The organism is Antarctobacter sediminis, from assembly GCF_019218285.1.
GTDB classification, from domain to species: domain Bacteria; phylum Pseudomonadota; class Alphaproteobacteria; order Rhodobacterales; family Rhodobacteraceae; genus Antarctobacter; species Antarctobacter sediminis.
In genome coordinates this window covers 1-26,739 of the sequence record NZ_JAHUZG010000006.1, presented here as the reverse complement: position 1 = coordinate 26,739, position 26,739 = coordinate 1, and the positions used below count along the sequence as shown (strand labels likewise).

The 26,739-nt window shown below is 63.0% G+C and carries 28 protein-coding genes; 14 read left to right on the top strand and 14 right to left on the bottom strand.

The window, feature by feature from the left end:
• Positions 1-44 precede the first annotated feature (44 nt).
• Both folE2 and metZ read right to left on the bottom strand, forming a co-directional pair.
• Positions 45-1,145: a GTP cyclohydrolase FolE2 gene (gene folE2 / locus KJP30_RS21580; protein WP_218451451.1), complete on the bottom strand. Its 1,101-nt coding sequence runs from the start codon at positions 1,143-1,145 to the stop codon at positions 45-47.
• 120 nt (positions 1,146-1,265) lie between these two features.
• Positions 1,266-2,459: an O-succinylhomoserine sulfhydrylase gene (gene metZ, locus KJP30_RS21575; RefSeq protein ID WP_218451450.1), complete on the bottom strand. Its 1,194-nt coding sequence runs from the start codon at positions 2,457-2,459 to the stop codon at positions 1,266-1,268.
• A 247-nt stretch (positions 2,460-2,706) separates the two neighbouring features.
• On the opposite strand from metZ, the gene KJP30_RS21570 reads away from it, so the two are divergent.
• Positions 2,707-3,633, top strand: coding sequence for an alpha/beta hydrolase (locus KJP30_RS21570; RefSeq protein ID WP_218451449.1), 927 nt, complete (start codon positions 2,707-2,709; stop codon positions 3,631-3,633).
• Between the two features lie 115 nt (positions 3,634-3,748).
• Positions 3,749-5,629, top strand: coding sequence for a monovalent cation:proton antiporter-2 (CPA2) family protein (locus KJP30_RS21565; protein WP_218451448.1), 1,881 nt, complete (start codon positions 3,749-3,751; stop codon positions 5,627-5,629).
• Positions 5,630-5,718: 89 nt separating this feature from the next.
• Here KJP30_RS21565 and KJP30_RS21560 read toward each other — a convergent pair whose 3' ends face one another.
• The 5 genes from KJP30_RS21560 to KJP30_RS21540 form a co-directional block, all read right to left on the bottom strand.
• On the bottom strand, positions 5,719-6,225 hold the full coding sequence (locus KJP30_RS21560; protein WP_218451447.1) for a CarD family transcriptional regulator: 507 nt from the start codon (positions 6,223-6,225) through the stop codon (positions 5,719-5,721).
• A gap of 274 nt (positions 6,226-6,499) precedes the next feature.
• Positions 6,500-6,838: a ferredoxin FdxA gene (gene fdxA / locus KJP30_RS21555; protein WP_218451446.1), complete on the bottom strand. Its 339-nt coding sequence runs from the start codon at positions 6,836-6,838 to the stop codon at positions 6,500-6,502.
• Between the two features lie 44 nt (positions 6,839-6,882).
• A complete protein-coding gene (locus tag KJP30_RS21550; protein ID WP_218451445.1) occupies positions 6,883-7,272 on the bottom strand; it encodes an RNA-binding S4 domain-containing protein in 390 nt (129 codons plus the stop codon).
• 1 nt (position 7,273) lies between these two features.
• Entirely contained in the window at positions 7,274-10,261 is a 2,988-nt protein-coding gene (locus KJP30_RS21545) for a helicase-related protein (protein ID WP_218451444.1), read from the bottom strand.
• Between the two features lie 61 nt (positions 10,262-10,322).
• Positions 10,323-10,874, bottom strand: coding sequence for a tetratricopeptide repeat protein (locus tag KJP30_RS21540; protein WP_224874471.1), 552 nt, complete (start codon positions 10,872-10,874; stop codon positions 10,323-10,325).
• Positions 10,875-10,963: 89 nt separating this feature from the next.
• Here KJP30_RS21540 and KJP30_RS21535 point away from each other — a divergent pair, with 89 nt between their 5' ends.
• Both KJP30_RS21535 and KJP30_RS21530 read left to right on the top strand, forming a co-directional pair.
• Positions 10,964-11,254: an SCP2 sterol-binding domain-containing protein gene (locus tag KJP30_RS21535; RefSeq protein WP_218451443.1), complete on the top strand. Its 291-nt coding sequence runs from the start codon at positions 10,964-10,966 to the stop codon at positions 11,252-11,254.
• Positions 11,254-12,219, top strand: a complete 966-nt coding sequence (locus KJP30_RS21530) for an alpha/beta fold hydrolase (RefSeq protein WP_218451442.1) — start codon at positions 11,254-11,256, stop codon at positions 12,217-12,219. The genes KJP30_RS21535 and KJP30_RS21530 overlap by 1 nt, the downstream gene beginning before the upstream one ends.
• Before the next feature lie 36 nt (positions 12,220-12,255).
• On the opposite strand, the gene KJP30_RS21525 is transcribed toward KJP30_RS21530, so the two are convergent.
• Positions 12,256-13,029, bottom strand: a complete 774-nt coding sequence (locus KJP30_RS21525; RefSeq protein ID WP_218451441.1) for an HpcH/HpaI aldolase family protein — start codon at positions 13,027-13,029, stop codon at positions 12,256-12,258.
• A 98-nt stretch (positions 13,030-13,127) separates the two neighbouring features.
• Here KJP30_RS21525 and KJP30_RS21520 point away from each other — a divergent pair, with 98 nt between their 5' ends.
• The 6 genes from KJP30_RS21520 (at position 13,128) to KJP30_RS21495 (ending at position 19,925) form a co-directional block, all read left to right on the top strand.
• Entirely contained in the window at positions 13,128-14,138 is a 1,011-nt protein-coding gene (locus KJP30_RS21520; protein ID WP_218451440.1) for a ligase-associated DNA damage response exonuclease, read from the top strand.
• Positions 14,135-15,727 (top strand): ATP-dependent DNA ligase, encoded by a 1,593-nt coding sequence (locus tag KJP30_RS21515; RefSeq protein ID WP_218451439.1) that lies wholly within the window; start codon positions 14,135-14,137, stop codon positions 15,725-15,727. The genes KJP30_RS21520 and KJP30_RS21515 overlap by 4 nt, the downstream gene beginning before the upstream one ends.
• Before the next feature lie 100 nt (positions 15,728-15,827).
• Positions 15,828-16,694: a hypothetical protein gene (locus tag KJP30_RS21510; RefSeq protein WP_218451438.1), complete on the top strand. Its 867-nt coding sequence runs from the start codon at positions 15,828-15,830 to the stop codon at positions 16,692-16,694.
• A 37-nt stretch (positions 16,695-16,731) separates the two neighbouring features.
• On the top strand, positions 16,732-17,592 hold the full coding sequence (locus KJP30_RS21505) for an amidohydrolase family protein (protein WP_218451437.1): 861 nt from the start codon (positions 16,732-16,734) through the stop codon (positions 17,590-17,592).
• A gap of 53 nt (positions 17,593-17,645) precedes the next feature.
• The gene (locus KJP30_RS21500) at positions 17,646-19,460 is read left to right on the top strand and encodes a M3 family oligoendopeptidase (protein WP_218451436.1); all 1,815 of its coding nucleotides are present in this window, start codon (positions 17,646-17,648) and stop codon (positions 19,458-19,460) included.
• 171 nt (positions 19,461-19,631) lie between these two features.
• Positions 19,632-19,925, top strand: a complete 294-nt coding sequence (locus KJP30_RS21495) for a PAN domain-containing protein (protein WP_218451435.1) — start codon at positions 19,632-19,634, stop codon at positions 19,923-19,925.
• 96 nt (positions 19,926-20,021) lie between these two features.
• Here the strand turns inward: KJP30_RS21495 and KJP30_RS21490 are convergent, their stop codons facing one another.
• Both KJP30_RS21490 and KJP30_RS21485 read right to left on the bottom strand, forming a co-directional pair.
• Positions 20,022-20,324 (bottom strand): PAN domain-containing protein, encoded by a 303-nt coding sequence (locus tag KJP30_RS21490; RefSeq protein WP_218451434.1) that lies wholly within the window; start codon positions 20,322-20,324, stop codon positions 20,022-20,024.
• A 65-nt stretch (positions 20,325-20,389) separates the two neighbouring features.
• Complete coding sequence (locus KJP30_RS21485) at positions 20,390-20,692, bottom strand: DUF4389 domain-containing protein (protein WP_218451433.1); 303 nt, start codon at positions 20,690-20,692, stop codon at positions 20,390-20,392.
• A gap of 113 nt (positions 20,693-20,805) precedes the next feature.
• On the opposite strand from KJP30_RS21485, the gene KJP30_RS21480 reads away from it, so the two are divergent.
• Positions 20,806-21,276 (top strand): GNAT family N-acetyltransferase, encoded by a 471-nt coding sequence (locus tag KJP30_RS21480; RefSeq protein ID WP_218451432.1) that lies wholly within the window; start codon positions 20,806-20,808, stop codon positions 21,274-21,276.
• 68 nt (positions 21,277-21,344) lie between these two features.
• Positions 21,345-22,406, top strand: coding sequence for a dipeptidase (locus KJP30_RS21475; protein ID WP_218451431.1), 1,062 nt, complete (start codon positions 21,345-21,347; stop codon positions 22,404-22,406).
• 20 nt (positions 22,407-22,426) lie between these two features.
• Here the strand turns inward: KJP30_RS21475 and KJP30_RS21470 are convergent, their stop codons facing one another.
• A complete protein-coding gene (locus tag KJP30_RS21470) occupies positions 22,427-22,696 on the bottom strand; it encodes a DksA/TraR family C4-type zinc finger protein (RefSeq protein WP_218451430.1) in 270 nt (89 codons plus the stop codon).
• A 71-nt stretch (positions 22,697-22,767) separates the two neighbouring features.
• Between KJP30_RS21470 and KJP30_RS21465 the strand changes: the two genes are divergently transcribed.
• Entirely contained in the window at positions 22,768-23,277 is a 510-nt protein-coding gene (locus KJP30_RS21465) for an endonuclease V (RefSeq protein WP_218451429.1), read from the top strand.
• Positions 23,278-23,325: 48 nt separating this feature from the next.
• Positions 23,326-23,853 (top strand): glutathione peroxidase, encoded by a 528-nt coding sequence (locus tag KJP30_RS21460; protein WP_218451428.1) that lies wholly within the window; start codon positions 23,326-23,328, stop codon positions 23,851-23,853.
• A gap of 50 nt (positions 23,854-23,903) precedes the next feature.
• On the opposite strand, the gene KJP30_RS21455 is transcribed toward KJP30_RS21460, so the two are convergent.
• From KJP30_RS21455 to betA, 3 genes are all read right to left on the bottom strand, one after another.
• Complete coding sequence (locus KJP30_RS21455) at positions 23,904-24,140, bottom strand: HP1242/YdcH family protein (RefSeq protein ID WP_218451427.1); 237 nt, start codon at positions 24,138-24,140, stop codon at positions 23,904-23,906.
• Positions 24,141-24,250: 110 nt separating this feature from the next.
• The gene (locus KJP30_RS21450; RefSeq protein ID WP_218451426.1) at positions 24,251-24,922 is read right to left on the bottom strand and encodes a thermonuclease family protein; all 672 of its coding nucleotides are present in this window, start codon (positions 24,920-24,922) and stop codon (positions 24,251-24,253) included.
• An 83-nt stretch (positions 24,923-25,005) separates the two neighbouring features.
• Positions 25,006-26,658, bottom strand: a complete 1,653-nt coding sequence (betA, locus tag KJP30_RS21445) for a choline dehydrogenase (protein WP_218451425.1) — start codon at positions 26,656-26,658, stop codon at positions 25,006-25,008.
• Positions 26,659-26,739: the final 81 nt, after the last annotated feature.

Below are 26,739 nucleotides of genomic sequence, written 5' to 3'. Positions count from 1 at the left end.
TCGATCAAAAGGGCAGCAGCCGTCCTGCGGTGCCGCCCAATTCTTTAGCCCACGTGGAAGAGCGTCGAGAATAGCTTGGGGTCGATGCTTTCAGCGGCAAAAAGGTCGCCCTCGGTCAGCACCGAAACCGCATCATGGCTGTGCAGGCTTTCCTGATGGCTGGCCACCACACGATAGTCGCCAACCCGCGGATCGGCCTGCAATTGCTCGGCAAACAGCCGGGCCGCGTCTTCGACGAAGATCGGGTTCGCCGCATTCAGCTCGGCAAAGGCCTGCTCATCCTCGCGTTTGACCATTACCTGCGTTTCGGTCGGCACGGCGCGGCGGCACATGTCGATTAGATCCTCAAACCACAACCGCTTGCCCGGCTTGACCTCGGCCGAGATACGCGCAACCGAGCGTTGCGAATGTGGCGTCGCCAATTGGCCACGTTCGCGCCGCGCGTGTTCCGAAAGTTCCAGCGAACAGGGGCAGGTCGAGGAATAGACGTAATCGAGGTGCATGACCTCGCGCCGGACACCGTCGGTTTCGACCAACTCCAGCGCGATGTCGTAATACTGATATCCCGACAGCCCCGAGCGGAGGCTGTTCACCTTCATCGGGAAGGAGAAACGCATGTTGATGCGGGCGTCAAAGCTTTCGAGATCGGACTTGTAGTCATCCAGAGCCGCCTCGATCACCTTTGAGCTAAACGTTTTTTCCGCGTGGGCATAGAAGGACCGCATGATGCGGCTCATGTTGATGCCCTTCTTGTCCGCCTCAAGGCTGACGGTGCCGGTCACGCTGGTCTCCAGATGCAGGTCGCCGCTGTCGCGGGTCTGGTAACGGATCGGCAGGCGAAAATTCGAGATGCCCACGTGCTGAATCGCCCGGTTGGCCCCACGGATCAACGACGACGGGCCGTTTTGCAGATCCGGCAGGCCAGCCTTGTAATCACCGTCGACAGTGAAACCCTCGGGATAGCTGCGGGATAGCAGGGGGTACGACTCGGGCGCGGCACCGGGTGCGAGCCGCGCGACCACTGGGTCCAGCGCCTCGATCTCGGCGTCCTGAGCCTTCGACGCCCATCGCCGCAAGAGCGCCAGCGCTTCGGCGGCCTCTTGCTGGCTGGGCTTCTTGTCGAGTTCCGGTGTGTGGATATTCATCACCACCCCTTTCGAGCGTATCCTGTAGCGCAAAACCTAGGAACTGTTTGCAGCAATTCCAATCGCTAATTCATACGACAGGATAGCCTATCCGGATCAGTCGCGGGCGGCGATTTTCGGTCAAACCGCGTCCAGCGCCTGTTGGATGTCCCGCACGAGGTCTTGCGCATCCTCGATTCCAACGGACAAGCGAATCATGCCATCACCGATTCCCAAGGCCGCGCGCTGTTCCGGCTTCAACCGCTGGTGGGTTGTTGTCGCCGGATGCGTGGCAATGGATTTCGCATCCCCCAGGTTATTGGAAATAATGATGATTTCCAATGCGTTGAGGAACCTGAAAGCCGCTTCCTTGCCGCCTGCGATCTCGAAGGAAACCAGCGTTCCCCCCGCGCCAAGCTGGCGTTGGGCAAGCGCATGCTGGGGGTGGCTGGCATGGCCCGGATAGATCATGCGCGCGATCTTGGGGTGATCTGTCAGCGCCTCGGCCACGGCCACCGCGCCTTCGGTCTGGGCGCGTACACGAAGGCCAACGGTTTCCAGACCTTTCAGCATCACCCAGGCGTTGAACGGGCTCATCGAACCGCCGGTATGTTTCATGTAGGGTTCCACGACACCGCGAATATGCTCGCGTGTGCCGAGGATCACACCACCAAGGCAGCGTCCCTGTCCGTCCACGTGTTTCGTGGTGGAATAAACAACCAGATCGGCGCCCTGCTCGATGGCCTTGGAATAGACCGGAGTGGAAAAGACATTGTCCACGATAACGGTGGCCCCGACCTTGTGCGCAAGCGCCGCAACCCCGGCGATGTCGACCAGTTGCAGCGTGGGATTCGACATGCTTTCGAAAAACACCGCCTTGGTGTCAGGCCGGATCGCGGCCTCCCATTGCGACAGGTCTTCTCCGTCGACAAAGGTCACCTCGACCCCAAATCGCGTCAGAACATCCTCGAGCACATAAAGGCAGGACCCGAACAGAGCACGGGCAGACACCACGTGATCCCCCGCCTTCAGCATCGAGGTCAGCGCGCCGCTGACCGCCGCCATGCCGCTGGCACAGGCAAAGCCGTCTTCGGCCCCTTCCAGCAAAGCCATGCGCTCTTCGAACATGGCCACCGTCGGGTTGCCGTACCGTGCATAGATGAATTCGTCTTCGCCAGCCTTGAGAAAGCGTGCCTCTGCTGCCTCGGCGGTGTCATAGACAAAGCCCTGCGTGAGGAAAATCGCTTCGCTGACTTCTCCCCACTGGCTGCGCTTGGTGCCGCCATGGACGAGATTGGTTGCCTTTGCCCTTGATGGGCTGTCGTTCGTTGTCATGGATCCACTCCCAACAAAAAAGCCCCGATCGCGGTCAAGCGAAAGGAGCCTTCCGTCTGACCTCTTTAGCGGTTTATGAAGGGTCCCTGCCCCCCGTGGCCCGCAATCCGGTAACAAATCGCCACGAGCGCTGGCATAGAGTCGTTAACAACACATTGCAAGAGCGTCACGGCAATGTAACCGGAGCTTCACGGAAACGTCGCAGCCTTGGCTTAGGGCCACGCACTAGATGTAGTGGGACGCTGCCATGCCAATGCTACGCATCACTGTTACAGATTCCGAACCGCGCCTGCATGGCGGGGACGTTCCCTTGCAACCCGCGCTTGTCGCCGCGCTTGCCGCCGACAAGGGGCCGGTCACCATCATGGTGCATGGGTACAAATACCTGCCCGGCCACCCCATCCACTGCCCTCATGGCTCGCTCATGTCGCCCGATCCCGCAAAGGACGACTGGAAAATCGTCAGCTGGCCGTCCCAACTGGGTCTGCACGGGCAGCGCGGCACCGGCGTGGCGATCTCTTTTGGCTGGAAGGCGCGCGGTTCGATCTGGGCGGCCCACCGGCGGGCGCAGACCGCAGGACAGGCGCTGGCCGCGCTGGTGCGCGATATCCGCCGCTTTGCGCCCGGACGTCCCGTCAACCTGATCGCGCATTCGCTGGGCGCGCGCGTGGCGCTGGCCGCAATCGGTGCCGGGGCGCCGGGGTCGATCAATCGGGCGGTGCTTTTGGCGGCGGCCGAATATGCCGATACCGCGCGTCACATTCTTGAAGGTGAGACGGGCCGCCACACCGAGGTGCTGAACGTCACGAGCCGCGAAAATGACCTCTATGATTTCCTGCTGGAATGCCTGATCCCACCCGCACGTCGCGGCGACCGGATGTTGGGGCACGGCGGCCTGCGCCTGCCGCGGATGGTTACTTTGCAACTGGATGATTCGCGCAGCCTTGCGGCCCTGCGCAGTGCCGGCTTTCCCATCGAAGCGCCGGACCGGTTGATCTGTCACTGGTCGCCCTACCTGCGCGCCGGGGTCTTTCCCCTGTACCGCGCCGTGCTGAGCGGCGAGATGTCGCTGGATCGGCTGCGGGCGCTGCTGCCTGCCAGATCCGCGCCGCGCTGGTCACGTCTGCGTCCACGCCTGCCGCGGCCCCAGCCCCCTCTATTGCCGGCGGAATAGCGGACAGCCCCACGAAAAACTTCGGCAAGGAACAAGCCCCGGATCCATGTCACCTGTTGCCACTTTGGCCCTCCCCGGCACAATATAGGGTATCGGCCAAACAGCGGAGACGCCCGTGGACTCGTTTCTATTTCAAGGCTCCGTCTTTCTGCTTGCCGCGGTGATCGCGGTGCCACTTGCGGCGCGTCTGGGGCTTGGCTCGGTGCTGGGCTACCTGCTGGCCGGGCTGGTCATCGGACCGGGGCTTGGGCTGGTGGTGGACACCGCTGACATTCAGCATTTTGCCGAATTCGGCGTGGTCATGATGCTGTTCATCATCGGGCTGGAGCTGGAACCCCGCGCGCTGTGGGACATGCGGCACCGTCTGATCGGGCTGGGCGGGTTACAGATCCTGCTGACCACCAGCGCGATCCTTGCCGGCGGGCTGGCGTTGGGGCTGGCATGGCAGACGGCGCTGGCAGTGGGGCTTGCGCTGGCCCTGTCCTCGACCGCCATCGTGCTGCAAACGCTGAACGAAAAGAACCTGATGCAGACCAATGGCGGGCGATCCGCCTTTTCCGTTCTGCTGACGCAGGACATCGCTGTCATCCCGATGCTGGTGATTTTTCCGCTTCTGTCTGTCACGCTGTTCGTCAGCCCGGCCGATTTCCTTGCCAAACAAGGTGACAGCCATGCCGCGGATGCCCATCACGCCACCATGTCGCTGGTCGAGGGTCTGCCGGGCTGGGCCGCGGCGCTGGTGACGCTGGGCGTGATTGCCGCGATCATTCTGGCCGGGGTTTATGGCGCGCGCCCCCTGTTCCGCTATATCCACGCCGCGCGCCTGCCCGAGATGTTCACCGCCGTTGCCCTGCTGATCGTGATCGGCATCGCGTTCCTGATGATGCTGGTGGGCCTGTCGCCCGCGCTGGGAACCTTTCTGGCGGGCGTGGTGCTGGCCAACTCTGAGTTCCGGCACGAACTGGAATCGGACGTGGAACCCTTCAAGGGATTGCTGCTGGGGTTGTTCTTCATCACGGTCGGAGCAGGCATCGACATCGACTCGCTTTTGGCGGAACCCTTCGTCATCCTTGGTCTGGCGCTGGCCGTGATCCTAATCAAGGGCGTGATCCTCTACGGGCTGGGCCGCGCCTTTGGCCTGCGCAAGCGGGGGCTGTGGCTGTTCACGCTTGGATTGGCACAGGCCGGGGAGTTCGGATTTGTGCTGGTCTCCTTCGGGCAACAGCAGAATGTCTTTCCGGAAGCGCTGGGAGGCCGGATGTTGTTGGTCATCGCCATGACCATGCTGATCACTCCGCTGTTGTTCCTTTTCTTCGACTATCTCAACAAGGGTTTCAGCCGCGTGGCCGAAGGGGCCGAACCCGAGGACACGATCGACGAAGAAGGCCCGGTGCTGATTGCCGGCATCGGCCGCTTTGGCCAGATCGTGAATCGGCTTGTGCGCTCGGCCGGACATCGCACCGTGGTGCTGGACCATGACATCAAGACAATTCAGCTTATGCGCCGTTTCGGGGTCAAAGGCTTTTTCGGCGATCCCACTCGGCCGGAACTGCTGCATGCCGCCGGGATCGAAAGCGCGCGCGTTCTGGTGGCGGCGCTGGATGATCCCAAGGCTACGACGAAACTGGTGGCCTATGCCCGCCGAATCCGGCCCGACATCCATATCGTTGCCCGTGCGCGGGACCGTACCCACGTCTATGCACTGTACCAGGCCGGGGCCAATGACATCGTGCGCGAGATGTTTGACTCCAGCCTGAGGGCCGGGCGCTATGTGCTGGAGAACGTCGGGATGAGTGAGTTCGAGGCGGCGATTGCCGAAGAGACCTTTTACCACCACGACCGCAAGACCATCCAGGAACTGGCGCAGTTGTGGGATCCTTCGGTGCCGCCGGGAGAAAACGCGGCCTATATCGCCCGTTCCAAGGAGTTGGAGCGCGAACTGGAAGCAGAGCTGTACACCGCCCTGATCGAACGCGGCAAACAAGACGCGGCCTGACGGATCATCGATCCGCCCTTCCGGTATCCACACATGAAAAAACCGCGCCCCGGGGGACGCGGTCAGTTCATTTCCGTTTCGCGGGTCGCTTAGGCCGCACGCAGGCCCAACACTTCGTCCACCTGCTTGGCGGCGGCGGCCTCGTCGCCGGACACGGCGGCGATTTCGCGGGTCAGGCGCTCCAGCGCGGCTTCGTAGAGCTGACGCTCGGAATAGGACTGTTCGCGCTGGTCGTCGGCGCGGTGCAGGTCGCGCACCACTTCGGCGATGGCAATCAGGTCACCCGAGTTGATTTTTTGCTCGTACTCCTGGGCGCGGCGCGACCACATCGCGCGCTTGACCTTGGCCTTGCCCTTCAGCGTCTTCATCGCCTCGTTAACAACGTCCGGCGACGACAGGGACCGCATACCAACCTCGGTGGCCTTGTGCGTCGGAACGCGCAGGGTCATCTTGTCCTTTTCGAAGGAGATCACGAAGAGTTCGAGGCTGATGCCGGCGATCTCTTGCTTTTCGATCGACACGATCTGACCGACGCCATGCGCCGGGTAAACCACATAGTCATTCGGACGGAAGTCAGCTTTTTTGGTCTTGGTCATGTAAGTCGTTCCTCGCAACTCATCAGTTGACAGGCGACAAAAAAGACGAGCGGGGACCACAGGATTCCCGTTCATCTCATGTCATACAGTCTGGTTATGCCCCGAAAGGCCGTCGGGCGATACGCCCCGCGCGTGCAGTCATCATGTGAAGCACATGTATAGCATAGAATGCATAGGCATCCTAGCACAGTCGAAGAACACGGTTTAGGCTTTGGATTTCAGATATTTAATCGAAAATCCAACCGTTTCCCTGCCGCCCTTCCGGCGAATCGACTCAGCCGCCCTCGCCCGGCGCCTCGGAGAAGTATTTATCCAGCTTGCCGGTCTCGCCGTCGCGCTCCTCTGCCTCGGGCAGCGGATCTTTCTTGGTGATGATGACCGGCCAAAGTTCGGCGTACTTGCGGTTGAACTCCACCCATTTTTCCATGTCCGGCTCGGTGTCCGGGCGGATGGCATCGGCGGGGCATTCCGGTTCGCAGACGCCGCAATCGATGCATTCATCGGGGTGAATCACCAGCGCGTTCTCGCCTTCGTAGAAACAATCCACCGGACAGACTTCGACGCAGTCGGTGTATTTGCAGGCGATGCAGTTGTCGATGACGACGTAGGTCATGGGTCACTCTCGGCTTTTTTGCCTAGCTAGATCAGCGCGCGGAATCATTCAACCTCCCTGCGACGATCAAGATCGAGTTTCCTGCGGTCCCGCTTGGTCGGACGCGCGTTGCCTTCAAGGCGGCGGATCGGTGGAACGTCCTCCCCCGATTTGGGTTCCGGAGGGGACAAATCCTCGTATAACGCCTGCGCTTCGGGGGCTGGACCCCGGCGTTCGCCCAAGGCGAGCACCTTGATCACGCGCACCTCACGTTCCTTTGAAAAGGTCAGAACATCCCCCGGGGCCACCATGAAGGCCGGTTTGGCCACCGGGGTTCCGTTCACCCTGCAACTCCCGCCGGACACGACCTTGGCCGACAGCGAGCGCGTCTTGAAGAAACGCGCCTGCCACAGCCATTTGTCGATGCGGATCTTGCTGGCGGGAGCCTCTGACAACTCAGGTCTTGTCCTTCAGCCCCATGAGTGCCGCGGCAAAGGGGTTGTCCGGGTCGATCTGCTTTTCCTTGCGGGGCGGACGTGCCTCGTAGGTTTTGCCGCCACCACCGTCGCGGGGCGGCTTGCCGCCTTTGCCACGGGGCTTGCCGCCCTTGCCGCGCGGTTTGTCGCCGCGTTCGCCACCCTTGTCGTTACGGTCGCCGCGCTGCGGACGGCCACCACGGTCGCCCCGCGGCGCATCGCCGCCACGCGCCTCGCGACGGGGCTTGCCGCCGCCACGACGTTGGTTGCCGCGATTGCCGCCCCAAGTGAAGGTAAAGAAGACTTCAAGCTCGGGCCCGGCCAGCGCCTCATCCGGCGCGGTTCCGGGAACCAGTTCCTCTTCGGGCGCATCCGGCACCGGTGTTTCGGCAACCGGTTCGGCAGGTTCTTCGGAAACCGGTGCTTCGCCCTGATCTTCCAGCTTGGCGACCGGTTCGGCCACGTCTGCCGGCGCGGGCGTTTCGGCCGCATCCGGGGTGACACCGGCAGGTTCTTCGGCCGCGGCATCCATCACGGGCTTGTCCTCGGCCGGGGCGCCCGCCTCGGTCGCGACAACCGCGTCCACGGGTTTCACCTTTTCGCGTTCGCCCTTTTCTGCGCGATAGCCCAGCCCCTGCATCAGGTCGGCGAACTGTTCCAGCGTCATGCCGGTGATCGACAGCATGTCGGCCTTGGCCTCGAATCCGCCGCGGCTGTCCTCGGCGCGCAGCATGTCGGCCAGACGCTCCAGCATGTCGATGCGGATCGCACGCGCGCCCGCCTTGCGGTAGCCTGCCAGCGTATAATGCTGTGCCGGGACCTCTTCGATGTTCGGTACAGTGACCAGACCCGGCGGCGGTGCCTCTGGGAATTCATCCAGCCCGCCAGCCAGCGACCACAGCACCAAACGCAGACGGGTCGGCGCAGGTTTCAGCAGCAGCGGCATGAAGATCGTGTACTGGCCAAAGCGCACGCCATGTTTACGCAGGCTGCCCCGCGCGTCCTGATCCAGCGATTTGACGTCGTCGGCCACCTGCGCGCGCGGCAGCACGCCCATCGCCTCGACCATCTGGAAGGCAAAGCCCCGCGCCAGACCGGTCAGTGCCTCGTCGTTCTGCATTTTCAGCAGCGGTTCGAACAGCGCCGCGATCTTGCGGTCCATGAAATGTTGCAGCCGGCGTTCCACCTTGGCGGCCACATCGGCCCCGGCCTCGTCATCGACAAAGGCCACAACGCGCGGCTTCAGCGGATCGTCGCCTTTGACCAGCTTGCCGACCGCCTGGTCGCCCCACATCAACCCACCCTGTTCGGTAAAGTCGATCTCGGTGTCCGGCGCGTTATAAAAACGGTCCGCACGCAAATGGAAATGCGGCGCCAGCGCCTGCAAGGAGGCCTGCCGCAGCGTCTTGGCTTCCTGACCGGTCGCGTCCTTGTCCTGACGGAACCGGAACCCCTCAAGCCGCCCGACGAGATGGCCCTCGACGGTGACTTCACCCTGATCGTTCACTTCGGCCAAAAGGGCCTCCTTCTGTTTCAACCGCCGCAAAAGCACACTGGTGCGGCGGTCTACAAATCTCTGAGTCAGACGCTCGTGCAGCGCGTCTGACAGGGCGTCTTCTACAGCGCGAGTCCGCCCGCGCCAATGGTCTTCGTCCGCGACCCAGCCCTTGCGTTGCGCGACATATGTCCACGTGCGGATATAGGCCAGTCGTTTCGACAATGTGTCAATGTCGCCATCGGTCCTGTCGATCCGGTTGACCTGACGGCCAAGGAAATCATCGGGAACGCGGCCTCTTTCGTGCAGATGCCCAAAGATAACGCCCAAAAGGCCCGCATGTTCCGCCGGCGAAATGCCCCTGAAATCGGGGATTCGGCACACATCCCACAAAAGTTGCACGGATGCGCCGTCCGACGCCCGTGCCCGCACCTCGGCCTCGGAGGCCAGCGCGCGCAGCGCCCGCAAGTCATCCGCCTCGCGCGCCTTGGTCAGAACCTCGTGGTTCGGACTGCCGTCCAGACTGCGCTCCAGAGCGTCGATCGACCCAAAGCGAAGATCCGCCGACCGCCACTGAAGTTTTTTCAGCGGCGTGAACTGATGGTTGCAGATTGCCTCGGCCCAGTCGTCGGGAATCGGCGATGCCTCGCCCGTCACGCCAAAGGTGCCGTTCGACATGCCGCGCCCTGCCCGGCCCGCGATCTGGGCCAGTTCGTTGGGTTGCAGCGGGCGCATCCGACGGCCGTCGAATTTCACCAGCGACGAAAAGGCCACGTGGTCGATATCGAGATTCAGCCCCATGCCGATGGCATCGGTGGCCACCAGGTAATCAACTTCGCGATTCTGATACAGATCCACCTGCGCGTTCCGCGTCCGGGGGCTAAGCGCGCCCATGACCACGGCCGCCCCGCCCTTTTGCCGTTTCAGCAGCTCGGCGATGGCATAAACGTTGTCGACGCTGAAGCCGACGATGGCCGTCCGCGCCGGCAGGCGGCTGATCTTTTTCGAACCTGTGTAGACAAGCTGGCTCATCCGCTCGCGCCGGACGTATTCGACGCCCGGAACCAAGGCGCCAATCGGCCCCCGCATGGTGTCCGATCCAAGGAACAGCGTTTCCTGCGTCCCGCGCATCCGCAGCAACCGGTCGGTAAAGACATGGCCGCGCTCGGGGTCTGCGCAAAGCTGGATCTCGTCGATGGCCACGAAATCGGCCCCCATGCCTTCGGGCATGGCCTCGACCGTGCAGACCCAGTACTGCGCACGCGGCGGCACGATCCGCTCTTCGCCCGTGACCAAAGCCACAACCGACGGTCCGCGAATGGCAACGATCTTGTCAAAGACCTCGCGCGCCAAAAGACGCAGCGGCAGACCGATCACCCCGGTCCGATAGCCCAGCATCCGCTCAATGGCGTAGTGTGTCTTGCCTGTGTTGGTCGGGCCGAGAACGGCCGCGATCCGCGATCTCTGGGCCATTGGGGCCGCCTATTGTCCCGGGCGTGCCCCGACAATCGTCAGCGCCGCGCCCCCTGCCTCGTCAAAGCGTGATGCCGATGGCTTCGCGCTCAAGCCGATCCATCGCCTGTTGGACGTCGGGATCATGCGGCCTGAGTTCAAGTACCTTCTCGAAGGCGCGGTAGGCAAGGGTCGGATTTCCCACCCGTTCGTTGATCGCGCCAACGCCACGCAGCGCCGGAAAGTGATCGGGGTTCAGCGCCAGAACTCGCTCCAGCGCATCCATCGCCGGACCAAAGCGTTCGGCCCCGAAATAGGCAAGCGCCAGCCCGTGCCAGCCTTCGGCAAACTCTGGCGCATGATCGGTCAGGGCTCGGAAATGCTCAACCGCGGCGGTGAAATTCTGCACCTCCAGCGCGTCGCGTCCGCGCTTTAGCAACAGGTCCATGCTGGCCGAACCCGACTTGGACCACTCGGCCACGATCTGGTTTTCCAGCCGGAGCGCGGCGGTTTCCGTCTCGGCCTCGCGCAGTTCCGCCAGCAGGTCCGCCACGCGATTTTCCGCCCTCCCGGCGACGGGTAGGGAAATCATGACTAGGGCCAGTAATGCCGCGAGGATACGTTTGTAATCCATAAGTGCCGTCCTCATAACATGTGCCGAGTGTAGCGTCTGAACGCCAGTTGGCCAGCGCACGATTATGAGAGCAAGCTTGAGGAGCGAAAATGAGCGACACTGTTAACGCGGCCGTCACCGCCCTGAATGAAAAAATGGGCGGAAACGGATTCGACGGAACCGCGAAAATGACCATTGAGGACGAAGGCAGCCTGATCATCGACGAAAACGGCGCCCATGCCGGTGATGAAGAGGCCGACGTGACCCTGACCGCAAACGCCGAAACCTTCCTCGCCATCGTCGAAGGCGAACTGGATCCCACCTCCGCATTCATGTCCGGCAAACTCGCCATTGATGGCGATATGTCTGCCGCGATGCGCCTGGCGCAGGTACTGGCCTGATGACGGCCGTCCCCGCGCCCTTCCACGCCGACCTTGCCGAAGGTCCGGCAGATTCCCGCGCCTGGTGGATGACCGCCTCGGACGGGTTGCGCGTGCGCATCGCGCATTATGCAAGCAAAGGGGCGCGGGGCACGGTTTTCATGTTTCCCGGCCGCACGGAATATGTTGAAAAATATGGCCGCGTCGGCCGTTTCCTGTCAGATGCCGGGTATCACGTCCTTGCCATCGACTGGCGCGGCCAGGGGCTTGCCGACCGGATGCTGGATGAACCGCGCACCGGCCATGTCGCCGTGTTCGAAGACTATCAGCGCGATGTCGCCACGATGGTGCAACTGGCCGATGACCTTGGCCTGCCCGGCCCCCGCCATCTGATCGGACATTCGATGGGCGGCTGCATTGGGTTGCGCGCGGTCTATGACGGGCTGGACGTGGCCTCTTGTGTCTTTACCGGCCCGATGTGGGGCATCCGCATCGCCGACCCCGTTCGCCCTGCCGCATGGGCGATCTCTCGCATCTCCAAGACCATGGGGCTGAGCCATCATTTTGCCCCCGGCACCGGGGTCGACAGCTACGTGGCCTCCAGCGCCTTTGACAACAACCTGCTGACCACCGACACAGAACACTGGGATTTCATGCGCCGTCAGGTGCTTGCCATCCCCGAATTGCAACTGGGCGGGCCTTCGCTGCACTGGCTGCATGAGGCGCTGGCCGAAACCCGCCGCCTGTCGCGACGCCCCTCACCGGTGCAACCCTGCATCTGTTACTGCGGCACCAACGAACGGATCGTCGACATCGACCGCATCCGCTCGCGCATGGCGCGCTGGCGTAACGGGCGGCTGGATATGGTCGATGGCGGCGAGCATGAGATCCTGATGGAAAGCCCGCATATCCGCGACCGCGTCCTGTCCGAGATCGCCGCCCATTTCGACGCCGCCAGCGAAGGCACGACCGCGCTGCGCGCCTGAGGGTTTGGCAGGGGTTGCGCCCCCTGCCTGCACTTGTCAGTCAGATCCGATCTCGTGAACAGCGCGCGCGGCCTCGGCTGCACCGGCCCGCATCCACGCGTGTTCCGAAGCAATGCAAAAGATGTTCACGCCATAGGCCTTGGCCCAGTCCTGCGCCAATCCGCCGGTGCCCACAAAGCTGGCATAGCCCTTGCCCGCAGCCTTGCAAGCCGCGCCAACGCGGGTCAGCGCCGCCTTGACCTCGTCATTGTCGGCGGTTTCGTAGCCGTAGCCCACCGACAGGTCCACCGGCCCGACAAACAGCCCGTCCACACCTTCGACGGCGGCGATCTCTTCGCAGATATCCACGGCGCCCGGTTCTTCGATCTGCGCCAGCACCACGGTTTCCTCACGCCCCTGCGCCAGCACCTCGTTCATCGGGCGGGTGGCATAGCCAGCCCAGCGGGTCGATCCGGCGAAACCGCGCCCATGCAGGCCGAAATGCGCGGCGCGTGCCACCGACTTGGCCTGTTCGACGGTTTCCACATGCGGCACCACGACACCGACCGCGCCGTAGTCCAGCGCTTGCAGGATCTCGCGCGGGCTGCTGTCGCCCACGCGCACCAGCACCGGGAAATCCAGCGCCCGCGCCACGGCCATGCAGGCATCCAGCGAGGCCCGGTCAAACGGCGCGTGTTCCGCGTCAAGGCACAGGAAATCCAGCCCCGACTGCGCCAGCACCTCGATCACCGACACGGCGGGGGTCTTGACGAAAGTTCCGGCCAGCGGCGCGCCTTCGCGGACCCGTTTCCTGAAATCAGCATGTCCCATGAAGCTCTCCTTTTCCGGCGCCATCTGCACAGCACACCAGCCAAAGCGCAAGACCCGCACAGGCTGGCACAGCGGGAATTCTCGCCTATCTTGGCCGCATGAGCCAACCCGTTCTGACCTTCACGGACCGCGGCATCTATTGTCCGGCGGGGGATTTCCACATCGACCCGTGGCGCCCGGTCAAGCGGGCGCTGATCACCCATGGCCATGCGGACCATGCCCGGCCCGGCCATGGCAGCTATCTGGCCACCACCGGCGCGCTGCCGGTGATCCGGCACCGGTTGGGCGCGATCACGGCAGAGGCCATCCCCTATGGTCAGCCGCGCCGCATCGGCGGCGCAACCGTGTCCTTTCACCCGGCGGGCCACCTGCCCGGCTCTGCGCAAATCCGGGTCGAGGTCGGCGGCGAGGTCTGGGTGGTGTCGGGCGACTACAAGGTAACTCAGGACGGACTGTCCGAACCTTTCGAACCGGTTCGCTGCCATGCCTTCATCAGCGAATGCACATTTGGTTTGCCTGTCTTTACCTGGCCCTCGCAGGACGAGGTCGCAGAAGAAATCAACACATGGTGGGCGGCCAATGCCGCGGCGGGCCGCGTCACGATGTTGGGGGCCTATTCGTTGGGAAAGGCACAGCGCCTGCTGTCTCTGCTGTCCCCCCAAGGCCCGATCCTGACACATGGCGCGGTCGAGGCCACCAATGCCGTGCTGCGCGCGCAAGGATACGCCTTGCCGGACACCATTCCCGTCACGCCGGAAACCAAAGTCAAGGACCACAAGGGCGCGCTGGTGCTGGCGCCGCCCTCGGCGCTTGGCAGCACATGGGCCCGCAAGTTCGGCCCCGCCTCCACCGGGTTCGCCTCGGGCTGGATGCGGCTGCGCGGCATTCGGCGGCGGCGCGCCATGGACCGGGGGTTTGTCATTTCTGACCATGCAGACTGGCCCGGGCTGCAAGACGCCATCAAAGCGACAGGCGCAGAAAAGGTATTTGTCACACATGGTTACACCGAAATCTTCTCTCGCTGGTTGAAAGAGGCAGGCTATGACGCGGCCATTGTCCCGACCGAATTCGGCGGCGAGGAGGATGCGGAGGGCGACAACCCGTCATGAAACAATTTGCCGCGCTCTTTGACGAGATCGACCAAACGACGAAAACCACCGTGAAAACAAAGGCCTTGGCCGAGTATTTCACGCGGGCTCCAGAGGAAGACAGGCTGTGGTGCATCGCGCTGTTTTCCGGGCGAAGGCCGAAACGCGCCGTCACCACAACCGAGTTGCGCAGTTGGGCGGCCGAACAGGCGGGCATCCCACTGTGGCTGTTTGAAGAAGCCTATCCGATCGTCGGCGACCTTGCCGAAACCATCGCGCTGATCCTGCCGCCGTCGACCGCAGTCACCGATTACGGATTATCGCATTGGATCAACCTGTTGCGCGACCTTCATGACCTGCCTGCCGAGGATCGGAAACACCCTATTCTGGACGCCTGGACCCAGCTGGATCCGACCGAGCGCTTTTTGTTCAACAAACTGATCACCGGCGGATTTCGGATCGGTGTCAGCCGCAAACTGATGACTCGCGCTCTGGCGCAGGCCACCGGTCAGGACGAAGCCGTTCTGGCGCACAAACTGATGGGCAGTTGGACCCCCGAAACCACCAGCTATCACGCCCTGATCGAGGCCGAAGACCCTACCGCCGACCAAAGCCGCCCCTATCCGTTTTACCTTGCCCATCAGTTGGATGGCCCGCCCGAGGCGCTTGGCGACCCGCAGGACTGGCAGGCGGAATGGAAATGGGATGGCATCCGGGGCCAGTTGATCCTGCGCGACGCGGCGCATCACGTCTGGTCGCGGGGCGAAGACCTCATGACCGACCGGTTTCCGGAATTTGCCCGCGCCGCCGATTTCCTGCCGCCCGGCACCGTTCTGGACGGCGAAATCGTAACCTGGGACGGCCAACAGCCCATGCCCTTCAACACGCTGCAACCGCGCATCGGGCGCAAGACCGTGCCCCGGAAACTGCTGAAAGAGGCCCCCGTCATCATGTTGGCCTATGACCTGCTGGAGGACGCGGGCCAAGACCTGCGGGACCAACCTCTGGCGCAGCGCCGTGACCGGCTGGACCAGTTGTTGACAGGCCTCCCGCCCGAGACCGCTGTCCGTGCCTCTCCCCGCATTGCCTTTGACGATTGGGCAACGCTGGCCGGGATCCGCGCCACTGCCCGCGAGGAACGCGCCGAAGGCGTGATGCTGAAGCGGCGCAACAGCCCCTACCTGTCGGGCCGCAGGAAGGGTGACTGGTGGAAATGGAAGCTGGACCCGCTGACCGTGGACGCGGTGATGATCTATGCCCAGCAGGGCCATGGCCGACGCGCCAATCTTTTCACCGATTTCACCTTTGCGGTCTGGCAGGGGAACCAGTTGATCCCCTTTACCAAGGCCTATTCCGGCCTGACCGATGCCGAATTCGACGAGATCACCAAATGGGTCCGCAAGAACACGCTGCAACGTTTTGGTCCGGTTCGGCAGGTGCGCCCGGAACATGTGTTTGAGATCGCTTTCGAGGGTATTCAGGAAAGCCCGCGCCACAAGTCGGGCATCGCCCTGCGGTTCCCGCGCATGGCCCGCTGGCGCCATGACAAGACCCCGCAAGAGGCCAACACACTGGACCATCTGCGCGAGATGCTGGCCGTCTACGGCTGACGGGAAAGCCACACAGCCCCCCTGTCCGGTTTTCCCGACTGGCGGCTGTCGGACCGTTGTGGATTCATTGCACGGTCTTAACCGCGGGATTCTGCTGCCCATGTTTCGCCCCCTACTGCTCTCGCTCGGGCTGCTTTGCCCCGCTGCCGCCTTTGCCCAGTCCTTCAGCTTTGACGGCGCGGTCAGCATCAGCGCCCATGATGTCGATGGCGGCAGCGGTATCGGCTATATCGACGCAACGGCGACGATCCCGATCACCCGGCGCTACCCGCTGAGCCTTGAGCTGGGGACGGTCCTGTTTGGGCTTGATGGCAAACGCCCGCATGAGACCTATGCCGCGCTGGCCTGGGATGACACATGGCGGATCGGCGTCGTGCGCCCGGCCTATGATCAGGTCCTGCCCTCGGTCTTTACCCGCGCGGCTCCCTATCTTGCCTATGAACGCGCCGAATACGCCCGCGCCCACACCACGGTCGAGGCCATGCGCCGCACTGCCGTCCCTTGGGGGCTGTCCTACCAGCAAAGCTATGGCCGGACCGATGTGGCGGTTTCGCTGCATGACGCGGTCAAGGGCAGTTTCCGCTCGGCCTCTTTTGCCGTCGCCTACAATGGCGAGGGCTGGCAACTGGCGGCGGCCGTCGAAACCGTGTCGTCCCGCGACATGAAACACGACGGCATCAATGCCAAGATCGGCGGGCGTTTCGACCTTGGGCAATTGGATGTGGGCATCGCCTGGCTGCACCCCGAGGTCAATGATCGCCCTGATGCGCTGGCGCTGGACGTGGTCTTTCCCGTCACGACCAAGCTGGACATGATGGTCTTTGGCGAATTCGCCGAAGGCGCCAGGGATGACGCCTATGGCATCGCGCTGGATTACAAACTGCGGCCCGAGACCAGCGTGCTTTTCGCTGCCACCGATGGCGCGGCGGGGAGCGCCTTTCACCTCACGCTGGAACACCGCTTCTGACTGGCGCCCCGGCGCGCGACGTGGCAGCTTGCGCCGCATGACTCTGCCGCTTTCCGCCCCGCCGCCCGAAACGCTGACCCCGCTGCGCACCGCCTTGCCCGCCGATGCGGTCAACGCGCATGTGCATCCGGTGGGCGATGATTTCCCGCTGTGGGACAAGGCTGTCGAACGGCCCCAGCCCGGTACGCTGGACGTTTGGCTGGACCGGTTTCGCAGTCATCAATCCGCACTTGGCTGCACCCGCGCCGTCATGGTGCATTCGATCCTCTATGGCCCCGACAATGCGATCACACTGGAGGCCGTCCGCCGTATGGGCCCCGGCCATGTCGCCGTGGTGCTTGTCCGCGATGGTGCCACCGAGGATGAGATCGCCGCGCTGGCGCAGGCGGGCGCCCGCGCCGTCCGGCTGAATTATGTCCACGGCGGATTGCTCAGTTGGGAGGGCATGAGATCCATGGCGCCCATGCTGGCCGCCCATGGCCTGCATGTCGAGATGCTGGCCCATTCCCACCTTCACCTCTCGGAACTGGCCCCACAGGTCGCCGACCTTCCGGTCGAGGTGGTCTTTGACCATGCCGCCTGGCCCGACCCCGCGCTTGGCGTGACCGATGGGCAAAAGGCGCTGGAACGCCTGCTGGCCGAGGGTCAGGCCTGGACCAAGCTTTCCGCTGCCTATCGCCACACGCCAGAGCCGGGCACCCTGTTCCGCAGACTGGCCGAGGCCAACCCCGAACGCCTGCTGTGGGGATCGGACTGGCCGCACCTGATGCTGGGTGCCGCCTCCATGCCCGATGCGGGCACCGAGCTGAACACCCTGCTGGACGCGCTGCCCGATACCGCCACGCAAAACCGGATTTTCACCGAGAATCCGGCCCGCCTCTACCGTTTCGACAGTTGAAGCGCCGCAACGCGCGCCTTAGCTGATGACCAAACAGACAAAGGAGACACCCCATGACCCTGCGACCCGTCTTTGATGCCAACGCCAGCGCCGGGGGCAAGGATCTGGGCGATCTGCCCGAATGGGACCTGACCGATCTCTATGCCTCGCCCGATGCGCCGGAACTGAAACGGGATCTCGACTGGCTCGAAGAGGCCTGCCGCAGCTTTGCCGAAGACTACGAAGGCAAGCTGGACACGCTGACCTCAGACGAATTTCTGACGCTGGTACAGCGCAACGAAAAGATCTCGTCCGTGGCGGGCCGCATCATGTCCTTCGCCGGTCTGCGTTACTATCAGCTGACCACCGATGCCGAGCGTGCCAAGTTCCTGTCCGACTGCCAGGAAAAGATCACCAACTACACCACGCCGCTGGTCTTCTTCTCGCTCGAGGCCAACCGGCTGGGCGATGAGCACTACGAAAAGCTCTTTGCCGAAAACGCCGACCTGAACCGCTATAAGCGCGCCTTTGACCGGATGCGCGCGATGAAGCCCTACCAGCTTTCCGACGAACTGGAAAAGTTCCTCCACGACCTCGGCGTGGTGGGTGACGCATGGGAGCGGTTGTTCGACGAAACCATCGCCGGGCTGACCTTCGAGGTGGACGGCGATGAGCTGAACATCGAAGGCACGCTAAACCTGCTGACCGACCGGAACCGTGACAAGCGCGAGGCCGCAGCCCGCGAATTGGCCAGCGTCTTTGCCGAGAACATCAAGACCTTCGCCCGCGTCCACAATACGCAGACCAAGGAAAAAGAGGTGCTTGACCGCTGGCGCGGCATGCCCACCGCCCAGACCGGGCGCCACCTGTCGAACGGCGTCGAACCCGAGGTGGTCGAGGCGCTGCGCAATGCGGTCGTCAACGCCTACCCGCGCCTGTCGCACCGCTATTACGAATTGAAGCGCAAGTGGCTGGGCCTTGACGTGATGCAGGTCTGGGACCGCAACGCCCCCCTGCCGATGGAAAGCGAACGCGTGGTCGGCTGGGACGAGGCGCGGACCATGGTCATGGACGCCTACAACGCCTTCGATCCCCGCATGGGAGAGATTGCGACGCCCTTCTTCGACAAGGGCTGGATCGACGCGGGTGTGAAACCCGGCAAAGCCCCCGGTGCCTTTGCCCATCCCACCGTCACCGACGTGCATCCCTACGTCATGCTGAACTACCTCGGCAAACCGCGGGATGTCATGACGCTTGCACATGAACTGGGCCACGGCGTGCATCAGGTTCTGGCCGCCGGACAGGGCGAAATGCTGTCATCGACCCCGCTGACGCTGGCCGAGACCGCTTCGGTCTTTGGCGAGATGCTGACCTTCCGCAAGATGCTGGAGAACGCCAAGGACGACGCCGAGCGCAAGGTTCTGCTGGCCGGCAAGGTCGAGGACATGATCAACACGGTCGTGCGCCAGATCGCCTTTTACGACTTCGAATGCAAACTGCACGAGGCGCGCCGCGCGGGTGAGCTGACCCCCGATGACATCAACGCGCTCTGGATGTCGGTGCAGGCGGAATCGCTGGGCGGCGCGTTTGAGTTCATGGAAGGTTACGAAACCTTCTGGTGCTACATTCCGCATTTCGTGCACTCGCCCTTCTACGTCTATGCCTATGCCTTTGGCGACGGGTTGGTGAACGCGCTTTACGCCGCCTACGAAGAGGCCCCCGAAGGCTTTCAGGACAAGTATTTCGACATGCTCAAGGCGGGCGGTTCGAAACACCACAAGGATCTGCTGGCCCCCTTCGGCCTTGACGCCACGGACCCGACCTTCTGGGACAAGGGCCTGTCGATGATCGAAGGTTTCATCGATCAGCTTGAGGCGATGGAGGACTAAACCCCGCCGCACCCGCCGGCGATCGGCGGAATCACAGGACGAAACGGCCGCGCCCGCGATACCGGGCGCGGCCTTTTTTGTCATGGGAAAGGCCAGCGCCGTTTCCCCGTTCCGCTAGGGAAACCTCTGGTACAGTCAAAGACACTCAAAGCATTTTTCACGAGGCCATTCATGACATTCAAATCGCTTTTCGCATCCGCTGCCGTATTTTCGGTTTCCCTTGTTGCCAGTGCCCAGGCGGAAGAGTTGCAGAAATGCTTTATCACCCCGGTCGACCAGGTCGGTTTCATCGACACATTCACCTCACCCGAGGATTGCGTCGAAGCCTGCAAGCAGACCGCCGGTTGCGACAGCTGGACCTTTCAGCCGCATAGCTTTGACTCGTCGATGCCCGGCCAGTGCAAGCTGATCAAAGGCGTCTTCAAGAAAGAAGACTCTGCCAAGGTCTATTGCGGCGAAATGTGACCACTTGCTGTCACCGGCCTTTCGGGGCCAGAACGCAAAGGGGGCGCTCTGCGCCCCCTTTATTCTTGTGTCCCAAAGGCCGTCCCGGTCACCGGATCACTCGGCTCGCAGTCCACAGAAATCCCGCGCATGCTCTTCACGGGTTCCGCTGTCTGGCAAAAGCCGGCATTCACCGGGCGCGGATTTCGGGTTGAAGTTATGCGGCGCATAGGACCAGGCTTGGCACCCTTCGGTTTCGACACAAGAGGCGGCGCAGGCCTCGGCACCGATCAGATCATAATGCCATTCGATCACGCTGCCGGTGGGATAGATCTTGCAGCCTTCATCGGCCCGGCTGATCCCGACCATCGCAACCATTGCCGCCGTTGCGACCAGAAATATCCTGAACAAACCTGCCATCCTAAAATCCTTTACCTTGAACAGCCGATCAACCCGTCATCATTGGCTGTGCCTTGGCCATAGGCTCAGTCCAGTTCGGTCCACGGCCAAGGCTTCACCTCGCTGGCGCCGGTCTGGAACCGCGCGGCCTTGGCCATCCAGATGCCCAGATCCGTGCCGAAATCCGCCAGTCTTTCGTTGGGTTCGCGGTTGTTGACCAGCATGACGACAAGTTGCACCAATGTCGTCACCGTCAGGACAGTCTGCGCAAGGCTCAGCATCACCCAGATCAGCAGCATGTGCAGCAAACGCATTGCCATACTGTCGGGATCGACCTCGGGTTGTTCCCCGTGCAGTCTGCCGTCCACCCTGTCGTCGTCACCCATCATTGCATGTTCCTTGCCTCGCCTGAGCGAACTCTACCGATGCGATAGCCCTGCGCCAAGGCCCCGAGATCAGCGGGTTGACCCTGACCGCAAGCCGGGGTCCTGATGCGCGGGCCATGACAGTGACCATCCGCCCCCTGCCCCGCGCCGAACTGGACCTGACCTCGGGCTTTGTCTTGCCGCCCGATCAGGCCCCCTTTGCCGATCTTCCCCTTGTTTCGATGCAAAAAGGTGCGGCCCGTGACGGCCACCTGATCCTGCAAGATGACATCCCTGCCGGATTTTTCGCAATCGACCGCGACTATGCCGACACCCATGACTTTGCCCCCCAAGGCGTCATTGGCCTGCGCATGTTCCTTGTCGATATGGCGCATCAGGGCAAAGGCGTGGCGAAAGCCGCCTGTCGGCAACTGGCCAGCTATCTGCCCCGCCATTATGACGCCATGGAATGCTGGCTGACCGTGAACGCCAAGAACCCCGCCGCGCGCAGTGCCTATCTGGCGGGCGGTTTCATCGACACGCTGCAATTCTACCATGATGGCGGGTATGGGCCGCAACACATCCTGCGCCTGCCGCTTGAGCGTTGACGCCACGCTTGCAAGTTCGCCGGTCGCCGCGCTCTGATAGGACACCCGCTAACCGCAAGGAGACTCCTTTGAGCGCCCCGCTTCCGTTTTTCGACGGCCACAATGATTTCCTGCTACGGCTGATGAAATCCGCTGCCACACGCCAAGAGACATGGCTGGGTAGTTCGCCCGGCCATATGGATCTGGCGCGCATGAAAGAGGCGGGCTTTGCCGGAGGATTGTTCGCAATTTTCGTGCCCCCGGTTTCGGACGGGCCGCCGCCTGATTTCAAGACCCTGATGGCAGACCCACCGTACCACCTGCCCCTGCCGCCGCAGATGGGTTGCGCCAACGCTCAGCCCACCGCTCTGGAAATGGCGGGTTTGCTGCACTGGATGGCGCGGGCCGCACCGGAGGATTTTGCGCTATGCCGCGACACGGCGCAGATCCGTGCCGCCATGGAGGCCGGACGCATCGCCGGTGTCATGCACATGGAGGGTGCCGAGGCGATCGGCCCGGATCTGGATGCGCTCTACCTGTTTCATGACATGGGTTTGCGCTCGCTCGGTCCAGTCTGGAGCCGCCCGACCCTGTTTGGCCATGGCGTGCCGATGGCCTTCCCCGGCACACCGGACACGGGGCCGGGTCTGACGGACAGGGGCCGCGCGCTGGTGCGGCTATGCAATGAACTGGGCATCCTGATCGACCTGTCCCACATGAACGAAGCCGGGTTCAACGATGTGGCGACTCTGTCGGATGCTCCTCTGGTGGCGACCCACTCCAACGCGCACGCTCTCTGCCCATCGCCGCGCAACCTGACGGACAGGCAACTGCATGCGATCCGCGACACAGGTGGCATGGTGGGTCTGAACTTTGCCAGTTTCTATCTGAACGCCGATGGATCCGCCGATCCCGGCACCGGCTGGGACGTGATGCTGCGGCACATGGATCATCTGATCGAGACTTTGGGCGAAGATCACGTGGGTCTTGGATCGGATTTCGACGGCTGCGTGCTGCCGGACCTGATCGGCGACGTGACCGGCGTACCGGCCCTTTTGGCGGCCATGGCACGGCACGGTTATGACGTTGCGCTGCTGGCGAAACTGGCGCGCGACAACTGGTTGGCCTGCCTTGACCGCACGTGGCGATGATCAGCCCGCACCACCAAGGGTCACTTCAATTGGCTGTCCTTGGAGCCGCGCCGGTTGATCCCGCCACGCGCCTCGGCGCGCCCGTCCCGTTCGCTGGCACAGTCGATACACAGTTTCACACCGGGGATGGCCAGCCTGCGCTTTTCCGGGATCTCTTCGCCGCAATCGGCACATTCCATCAGGCTCTCACCAACCGGTGCGCGGCGCAGCTTCATCCGTTCCAGTTCCTCGGCAATGCTGGCCTCGATCTGTTCGCTGACCGCGCCGTCCCGGCTCCAACCACCTGCCATGTCACACCTCCGTCGTATGTGAGGCACCCAGTGCAGCACATCCGCCGCCACCTGTGCAAGCGGGGGCCGCGATGATCCTTGCCTGCGACGTGCATTACAACAAGGACTTATCCGCCGTCGCGGCCGGGGTTGCCTTTGACCATTGGGCCGCGGCCAGGGCGCAGGCCGATTACGTCACACGAGTCGCGACAATCGCCCCCTATGAACCCGGCGCTTTTTACAAGCGCGAGCTGCCCTGCCTTCTCGCTCTGCTGGACATCGTCCCCAAACAGCCTGACGTCATCGTGATTGACGGTTTCGTCACGCTTGGGGCAGAGGCGCGCCCGGGTCTTGGTGCCCGCCTGTTTGCCGCCCTGAACAAAAAGGCGAGCGTGATCGGCGTGGCCAAGTCGCCCTTCCGGGGCACACCGCCTGAATGCGCCCTGCTGCGCGGCTCTGGCAAGACGCCGCTGTACATCAGCGCGGCCGGCCTGCCGCTGGATCGGGCAAAGGCGCATGTGGCTGAGATGCACGGGGCACATCGCATTCCAACCCTGCTGAGCGCGGTCGACCACCTGTGCCGCAATGCCGGTCTCCCTTGATCCCGGCCAAGCCGCGCTAACTGTTGGGGCACACACAGGAGTTTTCCGATGCCCCGTCTGACCCGTATCCTGCGCCCGCTTTTCGCCGTTCTGTTGACCCTGCCCGGCTGGGCGGCGCAGGCGTTCACCTTTGACAATATCGACGGCGGAACGCTGTCGCTTGACGATTGGAAGGGTAAGCCGGTGCTGGTGGTCAACACCGCGTCGCGCTGTGGTTTCACACCGCAATACGATGGGTTGCAAGCGCTGTACGACCGGTATCGGGATCAAGGGCTGGTGGTGCTGGCCGTCCCCTCGGATGACTTCCGTCAAGAGCTGTCCTCGGCAGAAAAGGTCAAGGATTTCTGCGAAGTGAACTATGGCCTGACCCTGCCCATGACGGACATCACCCATGTGCGCGGCACCGGGGCACATCCCTTTTATCTATGGGTGGCCGAGCAAACAGGCTTTGAGCCCAGCTGGAATTTCAACAAGGTTCTGGTCGGATCCGACGGGCGTGTTCTGGCGACCTTTGGAGCCACCACACGGCCCCTTTCGGGCAAGATGATCCGGGCGGTCGAAGACGCCTTGAAATGAAAAACGCCCCGGTTCGTGCCGGGGCGTTCCACTTCGTGATGAGCCAGCGCTTAGCCGCGCAGGATGGCGTAGATCTCGTCCTTCAGGACGGCGCGCTGCTTGCGCAGTTGGTCTTCGGCCAGTTGCTCCATCGGCTCGACGTTGGTCTCGGCCCGGTGCACCTGCCGGTTGATCTCGTGGTATTCATCCGCAAGCTTCGTGAAATGCGCGTCCGATTGCTTCAGCTCGTGCATCTTGTCTGCGAATTCCGGAAATTCCTCGGCCAGTTCATGCGGCGTATGGGACATTTGGCGTCTCCTTCGATTTGTCCGATCTCCAATTTGCACAGCCATTGGCCGCAAACTTTGACGCGGATCAAACCGAGGTTACGATGTTGAATTTCTTCGGCCAATTCGCCCTAGCGCTGTGCCCGGCGCCACCCCGCGTCGCGCGCGTCCCGCTCGGAGCAGAACCATCGTTCGCCCTTGTTGGGATTGATCTTGGTGGCCGCGTACCAAGACTGCCCCGGCAGGTGGTAGATCCGCTCGCCGCTGCGAGAGGACACATTCCCCTTGATCACACAGCCCGCAGGTGCCGCCGCCATGAACCGTGTTTCGCGCATCTGGCGCTGAAAGGCACGAAAGGCCGCTGGCGAGGGAACGCCGGTCGCATGCAGCCCCGCCCTGCGGCGCGCAGCCAGTTCTTCCTGCGGCACATAGGCCTCGGAATACTTGCGATAGGCAAAGGCAAGGCCGCTTTCCACCAGCGTTTCACCCAAGTTCACGCCATCGACTTCGCATCGCGCCACGATGCGGTCATAGCGATCCACGTCCAATGCCACACAAGAGGCCGGACGCCCTTCGAACCGGGCGCGGACCTCGCCGGTCACCCAGGAACCACAGGGCCAGACATATCCATTTTGGCCGCCGCACATCTGGGCGGTTTCCGGTGCGTCGATCCCGTGCAGGCGGATTCGCATGTCTCCGATGGCAAAGGTGTCGCCGTCGATAACCCGCAGCGGGCCGCGCAAATCCGCAGAGGCCGCGCCGCCCAGCAACAGAAGAACAAGAGTGAAACAAATTCTTAACATACCGTAAATATCGGCACACCAAGAGCCTGCTTCAAGGCATTTCTTAACGAAAGGTTAATCTGGCAGAGGTTGGTTAACGGATGTTAACGTTGCACAGTCTCCCAGGTCGGATGCACCCAAGGATCGACGTTTTCCGCCGCCAGTCGCCGCCCCAGAACGTGATCGGCGATCTTTTCGCCCACCATGATTGACGGCGCGTTGAGGTTGCCATTGGTGATGCGCGGAAAGATCGAACTGTCCGCGACACGCAGGCGCTCCACCCCGATCACCCGTCCTTCGGGATCGACCACAGCGCCCGGATCGTCCGCGCGCCCCATTCGGCAGGTGCCGCAGGGGTGATAGGCGCTTTCGGCATGTTCGCGGATCACCTCGTCCAGTTCGTCATCCGTCCGGGCCTGATCCCCCGGCTGGATTTCATGGCCGCGATAAGGGGCAAAGGCCTCTTGCGCAAAGATCTCGCGCGTCAGGCGGATGCCCTGGCGGAAGTCCTGCCAATCCTGTTCCGTGCTCATGTAGTTGAAGAAGATGCGCGGATCCTTGGCCGGATCGCTGGATTTCAGCGTGACTTCGCCGCGCGACGGTGACCGCATCGGCCCCACATGCGCCTGAAAGCCGTGGCCCTCGGGGGCCACTTGCCCGTCATAGCGCACCGCGATGGGCAGGAAGTGGTATTGCAGGTCGGGATAGGGCACCCCGGCGCGCGACCGGATGAAACCGCAGCTTTCGAACTGGTTCGAAGCCCCCGGCCCCTGCCGCGCCAGCAACCATTGCAGACCGACCCATGCCTTGCCGAACAGGTTCCAGTATTTGGCAAGGCTGACCGGCTGGGTCGCCGCCATCTGGATATACAGCTCCAAGTGGTCCTGAAGGTTCTGTCCCACGCCGGGCCGGTCTGCCAGCACATCGATCCCGTGTTCGGCCAGATGCGCGCCAGCGCCGATCCCCGACAGCATCAGCAGCTTCGGCGAATTGATCGCGCTGGCCGCAAGGATCACCTCGTGACGTGCCCGGATCACTTCGACCGTGCCGCCGCGCTTGACCTCGACCCCCACGGCCCGCCCCTCTTCGAACACGACCCGCCGGGCAAAGGCCCGCAGCAGTTCCGCGCCCTGCTTTTGCGCCGGGCGCAGATAGGCCTTGGCCGCGGACCACCTTTCGCCCTGCCACACCGTCATGTCGAAGGCACCAAAGCCCTCCTGCTGCTGGCCGTTGTAATCGCCGGTCACCGGATAGCCTGCCTGCCGCCCCGCCTCGACAAAGGCCTGCACCAGCGGGTTGTCCCGCTTGCCCCGGGTCACATGCAGCGGCCCGCCCTGCCCGCGCCAGCTTGCATCGCCGCCGTGGCCGCCATCGTGCCAGTCTTCCATGCGCTTGAAATAGGGCAGCACGTCGGCATAGCCCCAGCCGTCACAGCCCTCGTCACGCCAATGGTCATAGTCCATCGCGTGGCCGCGGACATAGATCATCCCGTTGATGCTGGAGGATCCGCCGATCACCTTGCCACGCGGACAGACCAGCCGGCGACCGCCAAGATGCGGTTCCGGCTCTGTCTGGTAGCCCCAGTCATAGCGCGCCATGTTCATCGGGTAGCTCAGCGCCCCCGGCATGTTGATCAGGGGCCCCCAGTCGCTGCCGCCATGTTCGATGACAATCACCGACTTGCCCGCCTCGGTCAGACGGCCGGCAACGGCACAGCCGCCCGAACCGGCCCCTACGATCACGTAATCCGCTTCCATCTTTCACCCCCGATGGCCTGCCGGACGCCCCCTCACCCCCCGTCCCAGACAGCGCGCTTGCGGGCGCGGGGTGGGTGGGCG